The 18,359-nt window shown below is 54.2% G+C and carries 17 protein-coding genes; all 17 read right to left on the bottom strand.

Annotated elements, in window-relative coordinates:
- Nucleotides 1-781 precede the first annotated feature (781 nt).
- Nucleotides 782-1,153: an HPF/RaiA family ribosome-associated protein gene (locus LX87_RS23035; RefSeq protein WP_111630656.1), complete on the bottom strand. Its 372-nt coding sequence runs from the start codon at nt 1,151-1,153 to the stop codon at nt 782-784.
- Between the two features lie 256 nt (nt 1,154-1,409).
- A complete protein-coding gene (locus LX87_RS23030) occupies nt 1,410-2,201 on the bottom strand; it encodes an SDR family NAD(P)-dependent oxidoreductase (protein ID WP_111630655.1) in 792 nt (263 codons plus the stop codon).
- A 34-nt stretch (nt 2,202-2,235) separates the two neighbouring features.
- Entirely contained in the window at nt 2,236-3,174 is a 939-nt protein-coding gene (locus LX87_RS23025; RefSeq protein WP_170139434.1) for an aldo/keto reductase, read from the bottom strand.
- An 11-nt stretch (nt 3,175-3,185) separates the two neighbouring features.
- Nucleotides 3,186-4,214 carry a hypothetical protein gene (locus LX87_RS23020; RefSeq protein WP_146624538.1) on the bottom strand — a complete coding sequence of 343 codons (1,029 nt, stop codon included), beginning with the start codon at nt 4,212-4,214 and terminating at the stop codon, nt 3,186-3,188.
- Nucleotides 4,215-4,255: 41 nt separating this feature from the next.
- Nucleotides 4,256-5,086, bottom strand: coding sequence for an SMP-30/gluconolactonase/LRE family protein (locus LX87_RS23015; RefSeq protein ID WP_111630652.1), 831 nt, complete (start codon nt 5,084-5,086; stop codon nt 4,256-4,258).
- A gap of 72 nt (nt 5,087-5,158) precedes the next feature.
- Entirely contained in the window at nt 5,159-5,557 is a 399-nt protein-coding gene (locus tag LX87_RS23010; protein WP_111630651.1) for a RidA family protein, read from the bottom strand.
- Complete coding sequence (locus tag LX87_RS23005; RefSeq protein WP_111630650.1) at nt 5,554-6,198, bottom strand: RraA family protein; 645 nt, start codon at nt 6,196-6,198, stop codon at nt 5,554-5,556. Before LX87_RS23005 ends, LX87_RS23010 begins: the two co-directional genes overlap by 4 nt.
- On the bottom strand, nt 6,195-7,463 hold the full coding sequence (locus LX87_RS23000; protein WP_111630649.1) for an MFS transporter: 1,269 nt from the start codon (nt 7,461-7,463) through the stop codon (nt 6,195-6,197). Before LX87_RS23000 ends, LX87_RS23005 begins: the two co-directional genes overlap by 4 nt.
- 19 nt (nt 7,464-7,482) lie before the next feature.
- Nucleotides 7,483-8,571 (bottom strand): PLP-dependent lyase/thiolase, encoded by a 1,089-nt coding sequence (locus LX87_RS22995; RefSeq protein ID WP_211325359.1) that lies wholly within the window; start codon nt 8,569-8,571, stop codon nt 7,483-7,485.
- Complete coding sequence (locus tag LX87_RS22990) at nt 8,568-9,383, bottom strand: SDR family NAD(P)-dependent oxidoreductase (RefSeq protein WP_111630648.1); 816 nt, start codon at nt 9,381-9,383, stop codon at nt 8,568-8,570. The genes LX87_RS22995 and LX87_RS22990 overlap by 4 nt, the downstream gene beginning before the upstream one ends.
- On the bottom strand, nt 9,373-10,314 hold the full coding sequence (locus tag LX87_RS22985; RefSeq protein WP_111630647.1) for a succinylglutamate desuccinylase/aspartoacylase family protein: 942 nt from the start codon (nt 10,312-10,314) through the stop codon (nt 9,373-9,375). The genes LX87_RS22990 and LX87_RS22985 overlap by 11 nt, the downstream gene beginning before the upstream one ends.
- Nucleotides 10,298-11,056, bottom strand: coding sequence for an SGNH/GDSL hydrolase family protein (locus tag LX87_RS22980; protein ID WP_111630646.1), 759 nt, complete (start codon nt 11,054-11,056; stop codon nt 10,298-10,300). Before LX87_RS22980 ends, LX87_RS22985 begins: the two co-directional genes overlap by 17 nt.
- Nucleotides 11,057-11,067: 11 nt before the next feature.
- Nucleotides 11,068-12,186 (bottom strand): sialidase family protein, encoded by a 1,119-nt coding sequence (locus LX87_RS22975; RefSeq protein WP_111630645.1) that lies wholly within the window; start codon nt 12,184-12,186, stop codon nt 11,068-11,070.
- Nucleotides 12,187-12,317: 131 nt separating this feature from the next.
- On the bottom strand, nt 12,318-14,129 hold the full coding sequence (locus LX87_RS22970) for an exo-alpha-sialidase (protein ID WP_111630644.1): 1,812 nt from the start codon (nt 14,127-14,129) through the stop codon (nt 12,318-12,320).
- Nucleotides 14,130-14,156: 27 nt separating this feature from the next.
- Nucleotides 14,157-15,308, bottom strand: a complete 1,152-nt coding sequence (locus LX87_RS22965; protein ID WP_229310785.1) for a sialidase family protein — start codon at nt 15,306-15,308, stop codon at nt 14,157-14,159.
- Between the two features lie 124 nt (nt 15,309-15,432).
- Complete coding sequence (locus LX87_RS22960) at nt 15,433-16,572, bottom strand: sialidase family protein (protein ID WP_111630643.1); 1,140 nt, start codon at nt 16,570-16,572, stop codon at nt 15,433-15,435.
- 28 nt (nt 16,573-16,600) lie between these two features.
- Nucleotides 16,601-18,352: a sialidase family protein gene (locus tag LX87_RS22955; RefSeq protein ID WP_111630642.1), complete on the bottom strand. Its 1,752-nt coding sequence runs from the start codon at nt 18,350-18,352 to the stop codon at nt 16,601-16,603.
- Nucleotides 18,353-18,359: the final 7 nt, after the last annotated feature.

Genomic DNA, 18,359 nt, shown 5'->3' with positions numbered 1-18,359 from the left:
GTGGAACCGTAATCGAATCAGGACGTGGCTTTCATAAACTATTTATGGATGACTTTAAACGTATACCGCTACTAACTCCAGTCCAGTTTGAAATTGACGATCACCATATGGCGGCAAGCAACCACCCGTCAGTTTTTTATTTATATAAAAAACTATGAGTAAAACGATCAGTACATTCTAGCATTTATCTCCGCGAATTGTAGAAACAAGCGTGAAGAGTAGGCAGTGAAGTAAGAATCATTATTTTTAAATACGAGAACGATTTTAAGGGAAATGCAATGAGCCGCAAGAAGTTGATGTTCATAAGAGGTCGAATAGCCTAAAGAGCGGTCACTGTTGAGGGTTTTAGTAACTTTTTTTCAAATCTAATTAACCTCATTGACATATATTTATAGTGTCATTATAAAAAAACACTATCTTAGTATACGGTATTTATACCTATTGACAGGTGCATACTTAAAACCATATATATCTTGCCTCCTTTGGACATCTTTCGTAAATTCTGTTCGGTAATCAGAAGCAGGAGAATACGAATCATCCTGTTTTTTTGATGAGAATCGTCGGATGAAGCTACTATTTAGGAGAATCTATACAATATTGGTGTGATGAGCAAGGGGCTAAAAAACACCTTTGAAAAGAGTCTTCAACTACAGCCTGATCAGAAATAGGAGTAGAAGAAAGGCTTCAACGGAGCAGTTTAAAAGCCCAAAATTATTCATCAGAAATGCAGTCGCCCGGTCTTCACTTCGAAAACCGGGCGACTGGATAGATAAAGATAAATCTAGGCTAAACTGGCCGGATCAATTTCGTCCAGGTCAGCCCGGTTATCGTTGGTGTGGTTGCCGAAGCGCTTTTCCAATTGACGCTGTAACTTGGCCGCAACGGTGTTGAGCAAGCCGTACCAGTCGTCGCCGGAGTCGTCGGCAAATACATCGTTGCCGGGTACACCGTATTTGATGCCCACATGCTTTTCGTTGTTGCGCTGGTTGGGTTCCAGTTTTAAATACACGTCGGCCGTAATGACATCCCCTTTATAATAACGCTGAAGCTTGGTCAGCGCATCGAGTACGGAGGCTTTCAGGTCATCGTCCAGGGTAAATCCAACGGCCTCAATGTCGAGTCGCACGTTGTCGAGATTCGGGTCTTGTTGCATAACACGCTTAATGGTTCGTTCATAAAGCCGTTGGCGAAATGCTACGGCTCTCTTCTATAAATCCCTGTCTGCGTAATTTGTTTAAAAACCGATGATGATCCCGGAGGGCCTACCAATGAAGAGTTGGCAGACAGTCATTTGCCATTTAAAAAGATAGCGTCAGCAACAGGTTGTTTACAAGGGTAACGTTTTATTAAGACAAGGCATCCAGGACCTACCCGGGTCAGCATAGCCGTTCAAAAAGGTGTGTTTCCCATTACCAGCTGGTCCAGCCGCCATCGACCAGCAGATTCTGACCGGTAACAAAAGCGGACGCATCCGACGCCATAAAGACAACCGGCCCTTTGATATCGTCATCGTCGGCGAAGCGACCCAAAGGCGTCAGCCGCTTGTAGTTTTCGATAAATTCATCTTTTCCGCTCATTTGCGCCACCCCCGGACCGTACCCGCCGGGACTGATGCAGTTGGCCCGGATGTTGTCTTTTCCGTAATAATTCGCCAGCCACTTCGTAAAGCCCACCATGCCCCATTTGTCGTATGTGTAATTGACCGGGCTGGTCATGCCCGTATTGCCATAAACCGGGAAATTGGGGCCGACCGCCCCCTGAATCGAGCTGATGTTGATGATGCTCCCCGACCGCTGCGGTTTCATCACTTCAACGACAGCCTGCGTAATCAGCACCAGCCCGGTGGAATTAATCCGCTGGGCTTTTTCCCAGCTTGCCTTGTCAATGTCTTCCAGATTCTGAAAACCGTCCCGCGAAACCGCATTGTTGACCAGCACATCAATCCGGCCAAACTGCTCTTTAACCGCCTGAACGAACTGCCGAATCGAGGTTTCTTCTTCCAGATCCAGGGCCATGCCTTCGGCCAGCAAGCCTTTTTCCTGAAGAGTTTCGGCAAATTTCCGGCACTTCTCGCCATCCCGCGAGGCAATAACAACCTGTGCCCCGGCTTCGGCCAGCGCCAGAGAAATGGGTGTGCCGAAAAAACCTGCCCCGCCGGTTACAATAGCGACCTTACCGGTCAAACTGAACAATGAATTCATAATAAACGGTTACAAAGTGTAAAAACCGCCGAACCTATGTGGCCGGAGCCCACAGGCCGGGCGTGATGATTTCTTCTTCTACATGCCCAAAAAATGCCTGAATATCAGCCAGTACGGCCGGCGGAACAGGCGGCCCCGCCAGCAGCTCGACGTTCTGCCGAACCTGCATCTCGTTAACGGCTCCAAATACTATACTGTCTACAGCGGAGAAATCCCGCACGAACGAAAAAGCGAGTTGGGCCACCGTCATCCGGGCCTGTTCCGCCAGCTTTTGCAGTTGCTCTAAATACGGTTTAGCGCCAGTCAGGTTGCCGGTCAACTGCGCGGGGTCCATGAAAAAAAGGCCCTGCAAAAACACGCTGCGGGCAAAAACCAGCTTCGATTGCAACCGTGCCAGCGTACCGCGCTGCAAAAGCCGCTGATCAAAAATATTCACCGGAATCTGGAGCGCTTCAATCACGGTTTCCGTTAGACATGCGTCCACATCCTCCGGATAATACGCCGAAACGCCCCCAATGGCAATCAGTCCTTCTTCTTTCAGGCGGTACAGAAGGGTGGGCAGAATTTTCATCACCTCCCCCATCGGTTCGGCTCCTTTATGCAGCAGACAAACCGGCAACTGGCTGACTCGCAGCGCCTTCAGCGATTCTGCTACGCTATCGCGCACCGACACCCACGCCCGCTCCGGGTCATGCAATACATCCGGATTGATTTTAAACTTTGAAACCAGATTCAGGCTATCGCTTTCAGCGGTTTGTTCCAGAAAATCACCGAGCACCTGCTCCGATTGACCATATTGCCGGGCCGTATCGACGGTGTTGATCCCGGCCTGAACCGCGTACTCCAGCATCCGGAAACGTTCGGACGGGTCGGGTACGCCCGCCGAGTTGGAGATACCGTACTGCATGCCTAACTGAACGGTTCCGAGCGTGAGCTGCGAAAACCGATACTCCCCAAAAAGCGTATACTTCATCGTTGATTCCATTATTTTACACTCACGACCGAAGGGGTCCGAATCCCCGGTTTGATTTCTCCGCTCACGTACACCCACTGATTGTTCCAGAACACCACCGGCAGCGTCACCCGCGACGGAATACGGGTTTGCTCGCCAATAAACTCCCAGCTATCGGTTTCCGGAAAATAATACAGCAGACTTTGAATAATTCCGGGATGGCTCGCCGGGTGTTTATAAGCCGCCGTAACGGCATCGACTCCGCCCCAGAACAGAAACCGGTCGTTGTTCAGGATTGGTAAAACCGTGCCGCCCGCCGACATTCCCCGGGGCATCGGTGCCAGCAACTGCCACGAAGCAGCCCATTGGCCGTTTTTCCGATCAAGTCGTAAACGGTAGGCATCCAGCAGAATAGACCGGTATTTTTCACCTTTGGAATTCAGCCCCACGGTTTCGCCCCCAAACAGGTAGAAGTCGCCCTGGTAAACGGTACACACCGGAAACAACCGCTCCGGTCCCGGCCAGGGCTCAATTTCCTGCCAGCCCGCCGAACGGTTTTTCAGGTCCAGCACGTAGCATTTTTTCAAGGCCGCCCCCGTCGGCGACACACTTCCGCCCGCAATGACAATTACATCGCCAACCAGCGTGCCGGCCATGTTGGCCAGGGAGGTCGGCAAATCGGGGTACTGGGAAGTTTGCAGGCGTTTTCCGTTCCATTCGTACCCCATTACCCGGTTCAGGTGGCTGTTTTCGTTACTGCCGCCAATCAGAATAACCGTATTCTGGTAGGAAACCGTCACCCCGTAACCTGCCGGAACGGGCAGCTTTTCCGTTGCTTTTTGCCAGTTTTTCCCATCGGCAAGCACGTATATTTCATCGTACCACTTCTTCTTCCCGCCTTCCCAGGGGTATTTCTCGGGAAAATTGGCGCCACCCAGGCAAATCAGCGCCCCGTGGCTCACCCCCGCATACATCCCGGCCCAGCCTTTTCCGCCCGGGAGCGCCGGTAATTCAGTCCACTCGATAGCCGGTTGAGCTACGGTTTTTAAAGCAGTCAACATAACCAGTATAAAAAGATAAGCATAGTTCATAATTCGACAGATTAGGGATAAACCGTAACCAGAACCACCCCGCCCGGTCCCGGTTCGCCAAAACCGCCGGTCACCAGAACCGTCTGGCAGTGCGGCTGGTCGTCGATAAAGCAGAGATTGCTGGTCAACGGCAGGGTGGTATCCAGGGAAAAAAGCCAGTCGCCCTGCGCCGACAGTACCTGAATGGCCTGCATACCGTAGTGGGCGACCCACAAGCGGCCCTGCCGATCAAACGCCAGACCGTCGGGCAGATTGCCGATTGGATTTCCGGCCGGGTGCGTCGGCAGGCTGGCAAAAACCCGCACGTCGGATTGGCGAACGCCCGGTTCGGCCAGCTCGATCACCAGAATGCGGTTTTGATAACTTTCGGCCACGAAAAGCCGCGTTTGATCGGCAGATAGCGCCAGCCCGTTGGGGTAATCAATGCCGGTGGCAACCACCCGTTCCGTTCCGTCAGCGCCTTTGAAAAATACGTTTCCGGACGTTCGAACCGAGTCGGTGAAATACAGATTCCCGCCAGAATCGGCAATCAGGTCATTGGGAGAATAAACGGTCGTTCCGGCGCAATGACCTTCTACAATCACCTTTTCGAAATTTCCGTCCCGGCCAAACTGGAGAATGGCTGCGCGTTGTGGGTCACACACCCGGTGCGAACCGTTCGGGAGAATGAGCTGCCCGTTGGGACAGCCGGTTTTTCCCCAAACAGAATAGCCGCCCCCGGCGTCCAGCCGCCCAATTTCGCCCCCGGTCAGGTTGGTAAAATACAAATTTCCGTCCCGATCCACGGCCGGACCCTCGGTATAGTACGGCACATGAAGGAGTTTTTCGACGGTATAATGCATGGTAGTCAAACGGAATAACGGTTTTCGACGATTTTGGTACGTGAGACGTTCCGGCAAAGCGGTTTGCCCTTCCTACTTTTTATCCGTCGGTTTTCCGATGTAAATCACGGCATCGACCTCGAACTTCAGCAGGTCGCCGAGGCAGCCGATGAGCGTGGTCCGGGCCGGATAGGGAGCACCGAAATAATCCCGGTAAATGGCGTTGAATTCGGCCAGGTATTCCTGCTTGCCGACGTAATTCCGGACTTGCACGGCATCGTCCAGACTGGCCCCGGCGGCTTCCACAATCCGTTTCAGGTTCTCGAACGACCGGCGGCATTCGCCCTCAAACGTATCGTTGACAATCGCGCCAGTATCATCTACCGACGCCTGACCCGACACAAACAGGTAATCGCCCGAAATGATACCGGGGGAAAAAGGCAAATGACTTTTGGGGAGATTCGCTCCCGATACTACTTCTTTTTTGCTCATAATACTCCGAATGTTTGGTAAGCTTCTTCGGCTTTCATGCCGTTTTTTATGGCGTCGCGGGTGGTATTTTCGGCGGAAACTTTCTGCAACGCAGCCGCAATAACCTGCTCTTCAACTTCTTTGGGAACGACCACAATACCGTCTTCGTCGGCCATCACCAGGTCGCCGGGCCGGAACGCAACGCCGTCGATTTCCACCGTCACGTCGATATCAATCACCCGCTGACGGTTCTGGCTGTCGTACGGATTGCGCGAGGTGGCAAAAACCGGAAACTGCATGGCCCGCATTTTGTCGATGTCGCGGACCCCGCCGTGCACGATCACGCCCACGCAACCGCTGTTGCGGGCCGCCGTCGAGAGCAATTCGCCCCAGATTCCGGAACGGTTGGAGCCGCCCGCGGCCGCAATCAGCACATCGCCGGGCTGGCAGGAATCAACGGCTTTCAGTTCCAGGTCGTACGGATTCGGGTCAACGTCGAATACATCCGCCCAGAGCGTCGTTTTGCAGCGACCGAGCAGTTTGGGAATATCCGTATAAGCGTGAAAAGGGATGCGGGTTGCCTGATTCGTGTACCCCAACTGATCGAGTACGTCCGACAGCACGGCCACATATAGTTTGTTTTTTAGTTCGTCTAACGTCATTTCAAAACAGGTTTGTTTTCAATTTCCGGACTTTCGGAAATGTCTTCGGGTTTGGGTTTAATGGTGTAAAGCAGGGCGGCCGAAACCAGCATGGTAAGGGCGGCCACCTGAAACATGCGGCTGAGGTCGATGTCGGCGTCGCGCAGCATACCGCCCGCGTACAGCCCCACCCCCCCAACAATACAGGCGACCAGATTCAGCACGCCGTAGCCCGTCGCCCGATACCGTTCGTCGGCAATCAGGCACAAAATCGGCATCATGTTGGCATCCAGGAAAGTGCGGGTGAACGCGTAGATCATGAAACAGACAATCGCAACCGGCAGAATACTCGTGCTACTGGCGATGAAAATTCCGGGTGCGGCAATCACCAGCCCGATAAACGGTACCAGAATCCGGCCGCGCGGGTTGGTACGGCTCCAGCGATCGGCCAGAAAACCGCCCGTCAGCACGCCCACCAGCGAAGCCGTGTGGAAGTAGCCCGTTGCGTAAAGCCCGGCCACGGTTTGCGAGAGGTTGAAATGCTCCTTGTAATACGTGGGCAGCCAGCCCACCACCAGCCAGCTTACAATACCGCCCAGCCCCCAGAAGGTGAGCGCAATCAGATACGCTTTTCGGCTGAACAGGTCGGTAATAGCGTCTTTAAAACGAATGGGTGATTCGGGTCTGGCATTCGATAGTACAGGTTGCGCCGGACGGGCTGGGTCGCGGAGAGTAAACGCCAGCAACACGGCATACCCCACTCCGATCAGACCAAACACCCCGAAGGCGTAGCTCCAGCTGTGTTTTTCGGCCAGCCAGCCACCCACAAACCCCAGACTTTGCCCGATCATGATACCGCCCATGTGGATACCTGTCGCCAGTGAACGGGTGGCTCCGCGGTGGTAATCGACAATCAGGGCCAGAGCCGCCGGAATGTAGCAGGCTTCGCTGATGCCCATCAGGGCGCGGGTCAGTAGCAGTTCTTCGAACGTAGTGGCCCGGGCCGTAAACCAGGTGACAATCGACCACACAAACAGGCTGCCGATGATGACGCGGCTCCGGTTGAAACGGTCGGCCAGAAAACCCGCCAGCGGGCTTAGCAATCCGTAAATCCAGAGAAAAACCGACGTGAGCAAGCCAAACTGCGCATCGGTCATCGGAATTTCCGCCAGAATGGAACCCCGCATCGTGGTAATCATCATCCGGTCGAGGTAATTCAGGCAACCGACCACGCAGAGCAGGCCCACGACAAGCCACGGATAAAAAGACGGTTTTGATTGCGTCATTGGTTTCAGGGTCAAGGGTTTATAAATAAGGCTGGATCAGGCCAATTGTCCGGGTGGCCTCCACGGTTTGTACCGCAGGCAATCCGAAGTTCGTTTCCACAGAAGCCATATCCTTGAAACCACTGCCGGTAACCAGACAGACCACGGTTTCGCTGCGGCTTACTTCCTTCCGACGAATGGCGTCTTCCAGCCCCGCCAGGGCTACGGCACCGGCCGGTTCGCTAAAAATACCCTCCTGCCGGGCCAGTGCTTGCTGCCAGAAAAACACCCGCTCGTCGGTTACCACATAGCCGGTGCCGCCGGTTTTGCGGCAGTTTTCCAGCACCCGGTCGCCGTCGATAACGCCCGGAACCTGCAACCCGCTGACCGTGGTGGTCGATTGCGCAACGGCCCGCGCCCGGGGTTCGTTGGTTCGTAAGGCACTGGCTATGGTGTCGTTGCCTTCGGGTTGTACGCAGTTGACCCTGGTGCGCCCTCCGTCCGGCTGTTCGGTAAGCACGCCGTTGGTAACCGCCAGTGTCAACCCTCCCCCACCTGCCGGGGCAAAAATATGATCGACCTGACCCGCCAGCGTTTCCAGAATTTCGGACGCCAAGGTCTGAACGCCCTGCATGGCAGAGGGGCAATACCGGTAGGCGCTAATGGGCAGCGGCAGGTCGTTGGCGGCACACAGTTTTTCCAGTTCATTAAAAACCGTTGCGGTAACGCCCGGGTCCTTGCCAAAACCGTGAACCATGAAAATCTGCGCCCCGTACAGCTGCATCTGCCGGATTTTGGGCAGGGGCGCTCCATCAACTACTACCAAAATGCAGGTGATTCCGGCAGCCGCGCAGTAGGCCGACAAAGCCGCGCCGGTATTCCCGCTGGAGGTAGCAATGCAGACTTTCTGACCTTTGGCGTTCATCTCACTGACGAGCACGGCCGCAAAACGGTCTTTGTACGAGCCCGTCGGGTTCAGGTTTTCGAGCTTAAAATAAAGGTTGTCAACGCCCAGCAAAGCGCCAATCGAGCGTGACCGGACCAGCGGGGTCTGCCCTTCGCCGAGCAGCATCCGGTACTGGGGCGCGACGGCGGGTAAGTGGTTTTGGTATTTCCAGATCGTATTCAAAACGCGTCGGGGAATTGGGTTCGCTTGGTGGAATAGTTGTTGAAATTGGGTTTAAAACCGCCATCGATGGTGAGCGTCGTTCCGCTGATGTAAGACGCCTGCGGAGAACTCAACCAGACAATCGCTTCGGCTACTTCCCGGGCCTGCCCTCCCCGCCCGAGCGGGATGAAATCGGTCAGCGCGCGGGTCAGCGTGTCGCTGATGTTCTCCCCTTCCGGGTCAGTATAATCGTTGCTGAGTTCGGTGTCAATATAACCCGGGGCCACGCCCACCACCCGGATGCCGCTGCGGCCGTAGGTAATCGCCAATTCTGCCGTCAGGCTTTCCAGTGCTCCTTTGGCCGCAATATAAGCCGGTCCGCAGCCGGAAGGCCGGTCGGCCATGACACTGGACAGATTCACCACCACCCCACCCTGTTCCTGTTTTTCCATCACCTGCGCAACCTGTTTGGTCAGAAAAACCGGGGCTGTCAGGCACACCCGCAGGGTTTTCTCCCAGGTTTCGAGCGTCATGGTCCGCAAGGTTTCCAGCGTGCGCCAGGCGGCATTGTTGACCAGCACGTCGATTTGTCCAAACCGCTCAAGCGGCTGGTCGACAAGCTGTTCCAGGTACGGTATTTCCGCCAGATCGCCCGGAATGGGCAGGCATTCAGCATCGTAGCGGTTTTTCAACTCCTCCACCAACGCATTCAGCGGATCTTCGGCGATATCCGAAAGCACCAGCCGGTAGTTTTCTTCGGCAAACCGGGCGGCCGTGGCACTGCCAATTCCCCCAGCGGCTCCGGTGATGATGACCACTTTTTTATCCTTCATGAATGATCCGTTTACCGGCTTTTTCGATGGGCAAAATACCGCCAAGCGCGTCTCCTTTCCGGACGTTTACGGTGGTGCGGAGCAAAAAAGCCAGTCCGTTTTCGGCAGCCACCACTTCCGTCCTTTCTCCGGAAAATGGATTGATAATCGTACCCCATCGCTGCCCCGCCCGAACCCACTCGCCAGTCTGCACGGCGGCCTTAAAAATACCGTCGGCGGGTGAAGGCATTTTGGCCTGCAAATACCCGCTGTCGCTGCGGTAATCCTCCACCCAAAACCGTTCGGCTTCCGGCAGCGTCCGGGCGGGTTCATTGATCAGACCCAGGTGTTTGAGGAGGTTGATAAAACCGTCTTTATAAGCCGTGACGACAAACTCGCGCAGGCCGGTTCCACCACCGTATTCCAGATAAATGGCCGGAATGCCTGCGTCACGAGCTACCGAAAGGGTTCGGCCGTCTGGTCGGTGATCGGTTCCCCAGACCATCGGCAGGTTGTAGGCCAGCGCCATCTGCTGCTGTTTTTCCAGCACCTCCGGCAACGGATGCAGCATGTAACCGGCCAGGGGGTAAATATCGTACGCCAGTCCGCCGGTATGCATATCGACGTAATAATCCGCCGTCCGGATGAGCGCGCTGATGCGGTCGGCGGTTTGCTCCGAAACCGTCCCGTCGGGTTTTCCCGGACAGATTCGGGCCAGGTCCAGCCCGTCGTTCCCGCAGCGGCTGGCCCGTTCATAAGCACTTTTATTGACTACCGGCACAATCGTAACCCGGCCCCGGGCCAGTTTCCCGTCGAGTTCGCGGATCAGGCTGGCGGCTGCGAGCATGGGTTCGTACTCGTCGCCGTGGACACCCGCCGTCAGCAGAACGTGCGGCCCCGCTCCCACCCCGGCGAGCTGGACGGCGTACGGTATTTCAGTGTTCTCCTTCATAATACGGTCCTCCACAGGTGGCTTCCTGCGGATCAAAAATGGACAGGGTTTTAAACAGCAGACGGGCTATTTCCTGATGGCCACGCGGCCCCGGATGCAGCGGATCGTTCAGCCACTCCCGGTTTACATCAATATCGGTTGTGTTTTGCCAGTGGCTAAAATGATCGACCAGCACGACCTGTTTTTGCTCCGCGACGTTCCGAATGACTGGAATATACTCCGGCAACGTCCTGCGCTCCGGGGCTTTTTCCAGAATGATCGGGTTTGGCGTATGCAAAATAGGCACCGCGCCCAGGTCCCGGATTTTCCCGACGATGGTGGTCAGGTTCTGGGCAAAAAGGTCCGGTGTCATTCCCGCCCGCGCGCAGTCGTTGGTGCCGATCATGAGCGATACGACCGCCGGTTTGAACTGACTCACGCGCCAGTCGAAGTCACTGAGAATATTCGGAATTGCGTTGCCGCTGATGCCGGTATTGATCACAATATCGCGGACCCGTTTCAGTTCCCAGCGAATCCGCTCCGCAAAAACTTCGGGATAGCTGCGAAAACCGTGCGTATGCTTGGCTCCGTGCGTGATGCTGTCGCCGGTGAATAGCCAGATATTGGATTCTTTTCTCGTCAGCAGGGTCTGAAGCTGCTCCTGATCCGAAGCCCTTGGCTGCGTCCAAACCGTTGGCAGAGCCGCGCCCACGCCAGCCGCCCGGATGAATTTCCGGCGGGAAAAAACCGCGTTCTGTTTCATGGAAAACCGGGTTACTTATACAAAGCCGCCAGATTCAGCCGGTTGATCCGGGTGACGGACAAATGCGTTTTCTGCTGCTGACTGCCAGCGCAGTAGCCCAGCAGCACGTCTTTTTTGGTGAAATGAATGGCAATGTAGCAGTACCAGCCATCGGGATCGGTTTCGATGTTGCGAACGTGCTGCCAGGTTTTGCCCTCATCTTTGGAAATCGCCACGGTCAACGGCGTGCGCTTGCCTTTGATAGCCGGATTGCTGCCGTCGTTGTTGTTCCAGACCACCAGCAAATCCTTGGTGGACGGAATGCGGGCGATGGTCGCGGGCGAAACGGGTGAATGCAGATTGCTCGCTTCAATCTGGCTCCAGGTCTGGCCTTTATCGGTTGAATACGACATTTGCTGAAAACCGCCCCCGGCCCGGATGATCATCATGATGCGGCCATCTTTCAGCTCGACAACCCCCGGTTCCTGCGTCAGAACATTTTGCGCGTTGGGGACTGCCGGGCTTGATTTCCAGGTTGCCCCATTGTCGTCTGAATAATAGCTAAACAGGGTAGCCTGATTTTGCCATTTGCCGCCCAATGATTGATGCAGCGCTACGGCCATCAACAACCGTCCGTTTTTGAGTTGAATGACCCGGTTATTGTTCAGGACAAAATACCCCTGCTTATCCGTAATACACGCCACCGGCTGGCTCCAGGTTTTGGCTTCATCGGCCGAGATCCGCAGCATGGGGATACAATCCTGTTCGGAGTTCTTTTTCAGGTAAAAAAGCGCGATTTTACCGTTTTGCAGCCGCAACAGCGTAACGGACATGACGTTCATGTCGCCTTCTTTTTCGACGACCACTTCATCTTTCTGCGTCCAGGTTTTTCCACCGTCTTTTGAAAGTCGACTGGCCAGATAGGCCGGGGCGTGGTCGCTGGTGGAACCGCCCGTATACCGGCTATAGATGAACAGAATATGCCCGTTTTTGAGCGTGATGAAATCCCCCTCGCTGTTGCGCGGATTATCGGGTCCGGGATTCAATTGCAACGCAATACTGGAACCGGGTCCGGTCTGTGCCTGAATGGTTTTGGGAGCGAGTAGGAAAAGAATAAATAGGGTGAAAAGACTATAAACAGTTTTGGTCATGGTTTTCGGGGGTTAGTTATTGGTGAAAATCGGATGTCACGCAGTTGCCCGGCGTGCCGGTAAGGTCGGGATTTTAACGGCGTTGACCGTCCGGTGCTGACCAGCAGATCTTTTATGGCTTGTCTGGCGTCTCATTTCTTTTTTCCATAAATCCAGTCGAGCGAAAGCCGGGTGACGTTGGTGACCGAAAGACCCGTTCCTTTGGGGCGGTTTCCGGCGCAGTAGCTCAGCAAGATGTCTTTTTTGCCCACAAAATGAATGGCGGTGTAACAGTACCAGCCGTCGGGGTCGGCCTCGATGGTTTTGACGTGTGTCCAGGTCTTGCCTTCGTCTTTCGATACGGCAATATTCATAGGGGTCCGTCGGCCTTTGATCGGGTTACCCTCCTTCATGTCATTGTTGTTCCAAACCATCAGCAAATCACCGGTTTTGGGGATGCGGGCAATGGTTGCGGGCGACACCGGAGAAACGATGTCAGTGGGTTTGGCCGGACTCCAGCTTGCGCCCTGATCGGTTGAGTAGGCAGCATACTGAACACCAGCGTCGGTCCGGATAATCATCATGGTCTGGTTGTTATTCAGTTGAATCAGACCCGGTTCCTGTAACACTACGTTGTCCGGATTGGCAATTTCTTCGCTGCGTTTCCAGCTCTTACCCAGATCATCGGAATAATAGCAAAAGGGGCGACCTCTTTCATTGAATCGTCTCTCATTGAATACGGGATCAACCGGAGATTCGTGCAAGGCAACCGGAACCAGAATCCGACCGCTTTCCAACTGGATCACGCGGTTGTTGTTTAAGACAAAATATTCTTTGCGATCCGTAATCACGGGCGTTGCCTCACTCCAGGTTTTAGCCTCATCCGTCGAAATCCGCATCATGGGAATGCAATCGTGCATGGAGTTTTTCCGGGCGTAAAACAGGGCAATCCGGCCATCTTTGAGCCTCAGCAACGAAACCGACATGACGTTCATATTTCCTTCATTTCGGACAATAGGAACATCTTCCGTTGTCCAGGTTTTACCCCCGTCGCTGGAATACCGCCCCACGAGCGAAGCGGACGCGAAGTCACTGGCCGACTTGCCGGTAAATCGGGAATAAATGAACAGAATACGGCCATCTTTCAGAGTGACAAAATCACCTTCGCTGTTGCGTGGGTTGTCGGGACCCGGGTTGAGCTGGAGTACCAGCTTTTTGTCGTCGGGGTTGACTTTATGGCCCACAACCCGCACTACTTCGTTGGCCATGTTTTCGGCAATGAGTTCGTGCCCCTTGTCGTTGGGGTGAACGCCATCGAGCATAAGGGAGTCAAAACTCACTCCCGTCCGGGTTTGGTACGCCCGAAACGCCTGGTTGTTATCGACCAGACCGGTGCGGTATTTCCGGGCAAATTCCCGAATGGTGTTGACGTAACCCTGCAACCGTTCATTCTGGTAGGCCGGGTATTTCTGGCCGAGTGGATTCGGAACCGTCAGGATGATTTTGCTGCCCTGCTTCTGGAGTGATTCGATCATGTACGACAGATTCTCCCGGTATTTTTCCAGCGGAATGCGCGAAGGACCATTTGGGCCGTCCTTGTCGATATGGGCGTCGTTGATGCCAAAACCGATGATGGTCAGGTCGGGCTGTTTCGCCAGCACATCCGACTCAAACCGATCGAGGGCGTGCCGGATTTTGAATAAATTATGGTCGGTTTGCCGCCCGGTATGGCTCCCCGGAATTCCGGCATTGATCACCGTGGCGCTTACCCCTTTCTGGCTGAGTAGATGCGGCAGGCGCTGGGCAAACACCTGATTGACGGTTTTCCGGGTGGCCGTAATGGAGTTGCCGAAGGCCACAATTGTCAGATTATCTTTATTGGTTGTCGCCGGTTTCCGGGCAAAAACCGCTAAGCTGATGCCAAAACAAAAAACCGTTAGGAGAAATCGTACTGAAAATCGCATGATTGCTGTTGGGTTACGGTCTTGTTTTTAGCGCAAAAAATTCTTTTCCTCGAGTTTGACCCGCAATTCGCCCTGCATCGTCGTAATCCACAAGATGCCGGGTTTCTGTTCAAAAACATACGGATAGGATAACCGGGGCTGTTTGCCTTTTTCGGCAATAACGACGGTTTTGCTCCAGCTTTTGCCTTCATCATCCGAAAAAGCGATGGCCAACTCGTCGCGGTGATTGCTGGCCGCAATTTCTGACCATTGGTTATCGCCACCACTCAATTTGTATTCCGTTCTTCCCTGTGGGAACTGGGTATTCCAGACGAGCACCAACCGGCCACTTTGCAATCTTTTGATCAGACCGGGGGCCGAGCTGGCATTGATTTTGGTCGGATTGAAACCGCTCCAGTTGATTCCGTCGTCCTTGGAGTAGGCTTCCCAGAAACGCCCCCAGTTGGTGCGTAGCAACAGCCACAGACGACCATCTTTCAGCTGCTCGAGGGTCGCTTCCGTTACCCCGCCGTGGTGACCGGTTCCACCCAGGTCGATGATGGTGCTGCGGGTCCAGCTTTTGCCCTCATTCTTGGAGGTATAGGTCAGCACCGAATGCCGACCCGGATTGTGGAGCATCATCATGGATGTAAAAACGACGCTGCCGTCCTTGGTTTCAATCATGTCGCGAATGGCCCCCGTCCACTCGTCGTGCAATTTCTGGGCTTTCTCCCAGGTTTTGCCGCCGTCGAGGCTACGAACGGCGTAGGTCGGTAAGATTGCGCCTGGCCAATCCGCAATTTCCTTCTGCCAGTTCCACTCCGACCGTTCTTTCAGGTTCATGAAGGCCAGGATGATGGCCCCTTTTTTGGTCCGGATCAAAGCCCGTTCATCGCTGATTTCAAACTTTTCGGGGTCGCTGAAAATCGGGTATTCTGTCCAGGTTTTGCCTTCGTCCTGGCTGATGAGGCTTTTGGTTTTATGAACCGTCAGGATACCGCCGTCGGCAAGCCGCACAAACGGCCCCATTTTCATGTCCGGCAACTCTTCCACTTTGGGGGCAATCCAGGAGCCGGTGGTGGTGGTTTTTCCCCCCGTTTTATCCAGAACACTGGTTTGGGCCCAGGATGAGGTCGTAACCACAACCGTTGAGATGGCCAGTAAAACGGTATACCTTACTTTATTAATTACGTTCATCATTAGATCGATTAAGGGTTTAGGGGCATTGTTTGTCTCCAATCCGCTTTCCGCGACCACTCGGTTGCAGATGCGCTAACAACTCATACTAGAGATACGATTCCGATCGGTTGCCTGTCCGGACAGCCTAGCGTATAAAATCTTTTTCGTTGAGCTTGATTCTCAACCCACCCTGCATCGTCGTAATCCACAAGATGCCGGGTTTCTGTTCAAAAATATACGGGTATGACAGCCAACGCTGTTTTCCTATCTGGGCAATAACGACGGTTTTGCTCCAGCTTTTGCCTTCATCATCCGAAAAAGCGATGGTCAATTCTTCGCGGTGATTGCTGGCCGGAATTTCTGACCATTGGTTATCACCACCACTCAACGGATATTCTATCTTTCCTTGTGGAAACCGGGGGTTCCAGACCAGCACCAACCGGCCACTTTGCAGTCTTTTGATCAGACCGGGGGCCGAGCTGGCGCTGATTTTGGTCGGATTGAAACCGCTCCAGTTGATGCCGTCGTTCTTGGAGTAGGCTTCCCAGAAGGTGCCCCAGTTGGTGCGCATCAATAGCCACAACCGGCCATCTTTCAACTGCTCCACGGTTGCCTCGGTTACGCCCCCATGATGACCGATTCCGCCCAGGTCGATGATGTTGCTTGGGGTCCAGCTTTTGCCCTCATTCTTGGAGGTGTAGGTCAGCACCGAATGCCGACCCGGATTGTGACGTATTTTCATGGACGTAAAAACGATGCTGCCATTCTTGGTTTCGATCATGTCGCGAATGGCCCCCGTCCACTCGTCGTGCAATTTCTGGGCTTTCTCCCAGGTTTTGCCGCCGTCGAGGCTACGGATGGCGTAGGTTGGCAAGGTGGCGCCCGGCGAGTCAGAAATTTTTTCCTGCCAGTTCCACTCCGACCGTTCTTTCATGTTCATGCAGGCCAGAATGATGGTTCCCTTTCTGGTCCGGATCAAAGCCCGTTCGTCGCTGATTTCAAACTTTTCGGGGTCGCTGAAGATGGTATACTCGGTCCAGGTTTTGCCTTCGTCCTGGCTGATGAGGCTTTTGGTTTTATGAACCGTCAGGATACCGCCGTCGGCAAGCCGCACAAATGGTCCCATTTTCATGTCCGGCATTTCTTCCACTTTGGGGGCAATCCAGGAGCCGGTGGTGGTGGTACTGCCGCCGGTTTTGTCGAGTTGCGCGAAAAGCGGAACACTGGTCAGCAGGCCAAAAAGCAGCAGGAAACCGAAGTGTTTGAAAGAGTTAGGTGCCTTCATGGTGAATGGGTTAAGGGTTTAGGAGGGTTCAGTTTGTTTCTTTGTTTGGAATCACGGAAACCGACTGGAGGAATAATTTGGACGATACGTCTCCAGTTTTCGTCGGACCAATACGGAGGTAATTGACCCCGAAGTCCGGTTTTCGACGTAAGGATGTTTGATCAATCAGTCGGTTATTTACGTACAAAAGAGCGTTACCGGCTTTACAATCCCACCGGATTTCAACGGCCATTTTCCCGGTTTTTGTCTGTACGGTCGGGGGAACTACAAAACTAACTACACCGTGTTGAGCCGCCAGAGAGTCCGAAGAAATGGAAAAATGATCGGTCAGCGTCAGGGATACTGACGTCGGGTTCTGTGGTATTTTCAGGTCCATTTTGATGCCTCCGCTGGCGAGGGCCGGGAAATTCCAGATGGCTTCCGAGCCTGTAAGCTGCAATACCTTTTGTTTTGGGGAAAGTGGCGTTAGTTGACAGAATTCGTCGGCATCATACAGCGTCCATTGGTGTAGTCCGTTGGCAAAGTTATCGGCGGCTTTGGTCTGGTCCAACCAGTTGGGGTTGAATAAGACGATAGACCGGGCTTCGCCCTGTCCGGCGACCAGCGCCACGTTTCCGTCGGTGGTTTCGGCGGCCGATGCATAGGCAGTTCCCCGGTCACTCTTGGCATTTCGGGCGGATTGGGTCGATGGCATGGTTAACACTTCCCGAAAACCGGTCCAGGTTTTTCCATCGTCCCGGCTGATGGCTGCGTGCAGCACCTCCCGCCCTCCGGCGGCATAGCTATGGGGGTTGTCCCACCGCTGATTACTATTGAAAAACAGGAGCAGGCGTTGATCGGAAAGCCGCAACAACTCGGCCGGCGAGTCCGACGAAATAAACCGCGTGGGCTGTGCCGGACTCCACGTCTGCCCCTGATCGGTGGAGTACGATTCGTACAAACGACCTTTATTCGTCCGAATGAGCATCCAGAGCCGACTATCGGCGAGTTCAATGACGTTGGGTTCAACCCCTCCGTAACGGACCGGCATCGAATTGTCGATGGCTACCCGAACGGTACTGCCCGACGGTTTCCAGTGCTGACCGTTGTCGTCCGAATACAGCGCCACAACATCGTTCCAGCCATAATCGGTTTGTCCGCTCACCGGTTTTTCCATCCGCTCCGGATTGGCCCTGGCAAAAGTCATGAGCATCCGCCCATTGCGGAGCTGGAGAAAACTACGCATGGAGCCAACGTAGCCATCCAGTATTTTCCGGGGCTGGCTCCAGGTTGTTGCGGACGGCGATTTCTGGCAATACCACACATCCAGGTGCCTGCCCCGGTAACCATTTTGACCCGTTGCCCAGAGGTGAAAAATAGCATGCAGCACACCCTGCGAATCTTCCAGCACCCGGTTAGCGTAGTAAGCCTGTCCCGGTAAGGCAAACTCGACCACCGGCTCGGTCCACTGAATACCGTCGGCGGAGGAAATGGACAGCAGTTTATCGGCTTCACCGGGGCGGTTGATGTAAAAAATCGACAGGTTGCCGTTTTGTCGGCGAATCATTGTCGCTTCATTACTGGGCGCGGAGGCTACATAAACCGGTTCGTAAACCGCAGATTTCGCGGTTGGTAGTTGTCGCAGCCGCATGCCGAACGATTCGGTATCAGACCGTTTCTGCTGCGAAAACCCGGGGACAGAAACTATTCCAAGCAGCGCAATCGCCCAGCAAGCCGACAACCGGATAAGCGGGTTGTAGTGCGTAAGAACCGGGGAAGGGTTGAGGCAGAATAGTTTCATAACAGGG

The sequence above is a fragment of the Larkinella arboricola genome, from assembly GCF_003259745.1.
Taxonomy (GTDB): domain Bacteria; phylum Bacteroidota; class Bacteroidia; order Cytophagales; family Spirosomataceae; genus Larkinella; species Larkinella arboricola.
The sequence above is the reverse complement of the archived record's forward strand: the minus strand, read 5'-3'. Positions and strand labels throughout refer to the sequence as shown.